Here is a 5,580-nt window from a genome sequence, read left to right on the forward strand (position 1 = left end):
AGGACCGCCTGACGCTGATCTGCCCCACCGAGACGCGCGACAACCCGCGCAGCCACGACGTCGCCGAGAAAATCGCCGCATCGAACGGCCCGATTGGCCGCGTCGAATATGTGGATGTGCGACAGTCCATGGCCAACGGCGGCGGCCCCGCCTGCCTACGTCTGCGGGTCGTGCTTACGGACGATGAACTGGCCGCCACCAACCCCGCCATGCGGATGACGGATGAGCTGCACGCCCGCCTGACCGTGTGGGCGCTGCGCTGGTACCGCGAGGAGCTGCGCCCCGCCGATCTGGCCGATCCGGCCCTGCTGGAGGAAAGCCGGGCCGCGCTGGACGAACTGACGTCCATCCTTCACCTCGGCAACGACTTCTACCCGTTCCAGCGTTAAGCCCGCAGCCGCTCCAGCGCCTGCGGATAGCGACGCGACACGGGGGCCTCAACCGCGCCCAGCGATACAGTCCAGTCTCCCGATCCCGCAGGCTCCAAGCCCGTCATATGATCGGGATTGACCAGCCACGAGCGGTGGCTGCGTACGAACCCGACTGGAGCCAGCCGCGCCTCGACCGCCGCCATGGTCGCCCGCATCAGGGGCCTACGCCCATCGGCCAGCAGGAACTCGACATAGTTCCCCGCCGCCGTCACGGCCAGAATGTCCGCCAGCGGCACACGGATGATCCGCGCCCCGTCGCGGATATCGAAGCTGACGGGCCGCACCTCGTCCCTGGCATTCCTGCGCACGTGAGTGACCGCCCAGAACACCGACAGGAACAACATGTAGGACAGCAGATCCTTCCGGAACTCGAACCAGAAGCCATCACTGAGAGTATAGACCTGCCCTGCGAGGCTATAGGCTAACCTCCGCACCAGTACGAATACGCCCACATGCAGGAGGCTATAGGCAAACAGCGCCACGACATGCACGGTGATGAAATGCAGCTTGGGCTTCCAGCCCGCCGCCAGCACTTCGTCTGCAGGGGCTTTTGCCGCTGACAGCCACGGTACCCACAGGGCCGCCACCAGACCGATCAGGCTTGAGACCTCCCAGACCAACGGCTCCCAACGTTTGGCATCGGGCATGTCCCAAAGTGTAGTCAGCGTGTTGACCGCTACAACCAGCACGGCACCCAGCACGATCAATCCGCCGCCGCGCCAAAGGTCCTTGGGGGCCGCCCCGTTCATCACAGACAGCTTGCCGTTCGTCACAGCCTTCACCGTTTCGTCCCCTTGGCATTGGCGGCTGTCCCCACAGCCTTGGCCCGTAACAGCAGTGTATGGCCATTGGCCCCCATGACCCAAGCACTCTCGCAACCGCAAGGCACAATGATCGGGCGTCGGCACGATCTGGATGCCATCCGCATCGGGGCCTTTGCCCTGCTCATCCTCTATCACGTCGGCATGTTCTATGTGCCGTGGGACTGGCACGTGTACAGCGCCCGCCCGCAGGAATGGCTGGAGCCGCTGATGTGGTTCACCAGTCCATGGCGAATGACGCTGTTATTCCTCGTTTCCGGTTCCGCGACCCGTCTGCTTTACGAAGCCTATAAACGTCAGGGGTCGGGTGCGGCCGAGCGGCTGGGCGGTGCACGCCTGTCGCGTCTCGGCCTGCCGCTGCTGTTCGGGATGATGGTGATCGTGCCGCCCCAAACCTATTACCAGGTCGTCGAGATGGCGCGCACCGGCACGCTACTGTCGGACCTTTCGCCAGAGGTCGCAACGGCTGGCTTCTGGATCAAGTACATGACCGCCAGCGGCCAGTGGTGCAACCCCGAGGAATGCCTCATCACGCCCACCTGGAACCATCTTTGGTTCCTTGCCTATGTCCTGCTGTACGGGCTGATGGCGGCCATGGTTGCAGGCGTAGCCGCATCACGCCTCGGGGTCTGGGCACAACGTCTGGAACTTGTGTTGCGAGGCCCGTGGCTGTTCATCCTGCCGATCGCCTTCTTGGCCGCGATCCGTATCGGCCTGTACCCTCACTTCCCCGTAACCCATGATGTCGTGCGCGATCTCTATACCCACGCGCTCAGCCTATCGGCCTTTGCTTTCGGCTGCCTGATGGTGGACGCACCAAGGCTGACGTCGCAGTTCGTCAAGCATCGCTACGTGGCATTGGCATTGGCGCTGGTCAGCTATGTCGCCTTCGTCAGCTACATGACCCTGTATCCCGAGGGGACGACCCCGCCCGAAGCCCTGCGCAATCTCATGCGCGCCGTCTATGCGGTGGACCAATGGAGCTTCATCGTCGCCATCCTCGGTTTTGCGGCCAAGCATGTGACGCGCACCTCGCCCCTGATGAAGTATCTGGGGGGCGGTATCTTCAGCTTCTACATCGTCCACCAGACTGTAACGGTCGTGGTCGCCGCTAATGTTGAGAAAATGAAACTTCCGCTGTTCGCCGAAATGGGCATTGTACTGGGCCTGACGGTTGCGGGGTGTGTGGTGACATATGAGATCGCCAAGAGGATCGGTGTGTTCAGCATCCTGCTGGGCGTATCGCCATCCAAACGGGCAACTTCGCAACGCCGTCAAACCGCCGCCGCTCACGCGTAGTCATTGACCTGCAAGGACGACACCATGATCCAGTCCCGCCGCGCCTTTATGGCCTCCGCCACTGCCATCGCCCTTGCAGGTTACGCCCAGCGTGCCCAAGCCGTCGAAAACGGCTTCGTTGACGGCATCAGCCGCAGCGAGGTCTTTGGCTACGGTCCCTTGGTCAAAGATCCCTATGGGCTGATGGACCTGCCCGAAGGCTTTTCCTATCGCGTGGTGTCGCAGGTAGGAGAGACCATGAGCGACGGCCTGCTGACGCCGAACAATTTCGACGGCATGGCCTGTTTCCCGCTGGACGAGGATCGGGTCATCCTGGTCCGCAACCATGAAACCAAACTGCACCAGCCGAACGCCAGCGCATGGGGGGCCAACCACCGTCTGGCCGAGGGCCTGAAGCGCGAGCAGGTCTACGGCGTCTATACCGAGGACGGCGGTGACCGCGTCCGCGCCATCGGCGGGGGCACGACCACCATCGTCTATAACCTCAAGACCGGAAAGACCGAGCGCACCCACCTGTCGCTTGGCGGCACGGCGGTCAACTGCGCGGGGGGCAAGACCCCGTGGGGGTCATGGCTGACGTGCGAGGAAAGCATCGCAGGTCCCAAGGACGGCATCCCGCAGGAACACGGTTGGGTGTTTGAGGTTCCCGCCAACGCGACCGGCATGGTTGAGCCCAAGCCCATCAAGGCCATGGGGCGTTTCAAACACGAAGCCGCCTGCGTCGATCCCAGCTCGGGGGCCGTCTATATGACCGAGGACGTGGCCGACGGGCTGTTTTACCGCTTCCTGCCGAATGAAAAGCAGGACCTGCACAAGGGCGGTCGTCTGCAGGCGCTGGCTATCAAGGGCCAGCCCTCAGCCGACACCCGCAACTGGGACAGCGTGCTGTGGCAGAAGGGCCAGACCCTCGAGGTCGAATGGATCGATCTGGACGAGGTCGAAAGCCCCAATGGTGACCTGAACAAACGTGGCCACGCCAAGGGGGCGGCCCTGTTCGCGCGTGGCGAAGGCATCCACTGGGCCGAGGACCATCTCTATTTCGCCTGTACCTCAGGCGGTGTCGGCCGCATGGGTCAGGTAATGCGCTACATCCCCTCACCGTTCGAGGGACGCGCGGAGGAAGCCTCGTCGCCTGCCCGTCTGGAACTGTTTGTCGAAACGACCGATCAGGCGGTGATGGAGTATGTCGACAACATCACCATCGCCCCCAACGGTCACGTCATCGGCTGCGAGGATCGCGCCAAGGGCACCAACCACATCCGCGGCATCATGCCGGACGGGCGCATCTATACCCTCGCCCGCAATCCCCAGCCGCATGATGACGACGAGGCGAACAACGAACTGGCGGGCGTCTGCTTCTCGCCGGATGGCCAGACCATGTTCGTGAACCTGTACGCTCCCGGAACGACCGTCGCCATTACCGGGCCGTGGGACAGTTTCAGGGTCTAGACCTTATTGCATCAGGTGCAGACGAGGCGTGGCGCGGCCCGCGCGGTCGATGTTGAACAGACGCAGCTGTTCTTGTTCTGTTATCGGATCCACGCCTTCTGTCATCACAATCGACTCCTCGGCGGCATAGGCGATAAAACTGCCATCCTCGCCTTCGATCATGACGGAATAGAAGGGTTGTTCCGGCGAAACACTGCCGATGTCCTCGGGGGCACCCTCGTAACGCGCATCGACATCCAGCACCAAACCATAGAAGGCATGGTGGATATGGCGGACCTTCTGTCCAAGGCCAAATCTTGCTGTGCGAGCGTTGATCATAGCTGGGATACGCACCACACGGCGTTCGGTTGCGTTAAAAGTGTCATTCCGTGTGACAGTTTGTAACGTGCTTCTACAGTGCCCACGTGGCCGGATGTCGCAATATGGGTTGGCCTTATTGGCCTTGGCGGGCTAGGCTGATCGGGACGGGCGCCGCTTCGGACCGCCCACAACCATAGTCGGCCCAATGCCGGAGACCTCAGGCGCGCCCAAGCGGCGCGACTCACGGTCCCAGCCCGCTCGACCCCGCCGGTCGAGCGATTCAAATCGCGAAGCGCCCCTGTATGGTGCGCTGGATTTGGGGACCAATAACTGTCGCCTGCTCATCGCGCGTCCTGCGCGCGATGGCTTTCGCGTGGTCGATTCCTTCAGCCGTATCGTGCGCCTCGGCGAAGGGCTGTCGCTCAGCGGCAAGCTGGATGACAAGGCGATGGACCGTGCCTATGAAGCGCTGGCCCTGTGTGCGGAGCGTATCGGCCGCCGCGGCCTTAAGGCCGAGCATCTAGCGGCTGTCGCTACACAGGCCTGCCGCGCAGCCTCCAATGGCGAAGCCTTTATTGAGCGCGTGCGCCGAGGCACCGGCCTCAAACTCCGCATTATCGACCCTGCCGAAGAGGCCAGCCTGTCTGTCGCTGGATGCCTCAATCTGATCGATCCGGCATCCGAAGCCGTTCTGGTCATAGATGTGGGCGGCGGTTCGACCGAACTGTCGTGGATGCGCCGTCGGCAGGACAGGCTGGAAACCGTGGCGTGGATGTCTGCGCCGCTGGGCGTGGTCACTTTGGCAGAGCGCCATCCGGAACCGACGGGTTCGCCGCGACAGTGGTACGAGGCGATGGTCGCCGATGTCAGCGCCGCCATTGCCGCCGGTGCCCCGAACGATCCGGAGTACCATGCGCTGTTTACCGGCGGTCTGGCCCATATGGTCGGTACATCGGGGGCTATCACCAGTCTGGCCGGCATCCATCTGGGCCTGCGCCGGTACCAGCGCGATCTGGTGGACGGCCTATGGATGACCCGCGCGGATTGCGAAGCGGCCGCTGAACGCCTGATCCTTCTGGGCCCAGCCGGGCGCGCCGCCGAGAATTGCATCGGGCCGGATAGAGCCGATCTGGTTCTGGCGGGTGCAGCCATATTGGAAGCGGTTCAACGCGCATGGCCGTGCGAGCGCGTTCGCGTGGCCGACCGCGGCCTGCGGGAGGGCCTTCTGCTCACCCTGATGAGCGAGGCGGCCCAGCCTGTGCGCAAACGCCGCCGTCGCC

6 protein-coding genes are annotated in these 5,580 nt (G+C 63.3%); 4 read left to right on the forward strand and 2 right to left on the reverse strand.

Annotated elements, in window-relative coordinates; translation table 11 throughout:
* A partial coding sequence (locus B3H86_RS08840; protein WP_292053060.1) for an N-succinylarginine dihydrolase occupies positions 1-389 on the forward strand: 389 nt, incomplete at its 5' end.
* Here B3H86_RS08840 and B3H86_RS08845 read toward each other — a convergent pair.
* Complete coding sequence (locus B3H86_RS08845) at positions 386-1,213, reverse strand: LytTR family DNA-binding domain-containing protein (RefSeq protein ID WP_292053062.1); 828 nt, start codon at positions 1,211-1,213, stop codon at positions 386-388. The two genes, B3H86_RS08840 and B3H86_RS08845, sit on opposite strands and share 4 nt — an antisense overlap.
* A gap of 75 nt (positions 1,214-1,288) precedes the next feature.
* On the opposite strand from B3H86_RS08845, the gene B3H86_RS08850 reads away from it, so the two are divergent.
* Together B3H86_RS08850 and B3H86_RS08855 are read left to right on the forward strand one after the other, a co-directional pair.
* Positions 1,289-2,551, forward strand: a complete 1,263-nt coding sequence (locus B3H86_RS08850) for an acyltransferase family protein (protein ID WP_292053064.1) — start codon at positions 1,289-1,291, stop codon at positions 2,549-2,551.
* 24 nt (positions 2,552-2,575) lie between these two features.
* Complete coding sequence (locus B3H86_RS08855; RefSeq protein WP_292053066.1) at positions 2,576-4,000, forward strand: alkaline phosphatase PhoX; 1,425 nt, start codon at positions 2,576-2,578, stop codon at positions 3,998-4,000.
* A 3-nt stretch (positions 4,001-4,003) separates the two neighbouring features.
* Here B3H86_RS08855 and hspQ read toward each other — a convergent pair whose 3' ends face one another.
* Complete coding sequence (hspQ, locus tag B3H86_RS08860; protein WP_292053067.1) at positions 4,004-4,318, reverse strand: heat shock protein HspQ; 315 nt, start codon at positions 4,316-4,318, stop codon at positions 4,004-4,006.
* A 187-nt stretch (positions 4,319-4,505) separates the two neighbouring features.
* Here hspQ and B3H86_RS08865 point away from each other — a divergent pair.
* A partial coding sequence (locus B3H86_RS08865) for a Ppx/GppA phosphatase family protein (protein WP_292053068.1) occupies positions 4,506-5,580 on the forward strand: 1,075 nt, incomplete at its 3' end.

Source organism: Brevundimonas sp. UBA5866 (genome assembly GCF_002432125.1).
In the GTDB taxonomy this organism is placed as follows: Bacteria; Pseudomonadota; Alphaproteobacteria; order Caulobacterales; family Caulobacteraceae; genus Brevundimonas.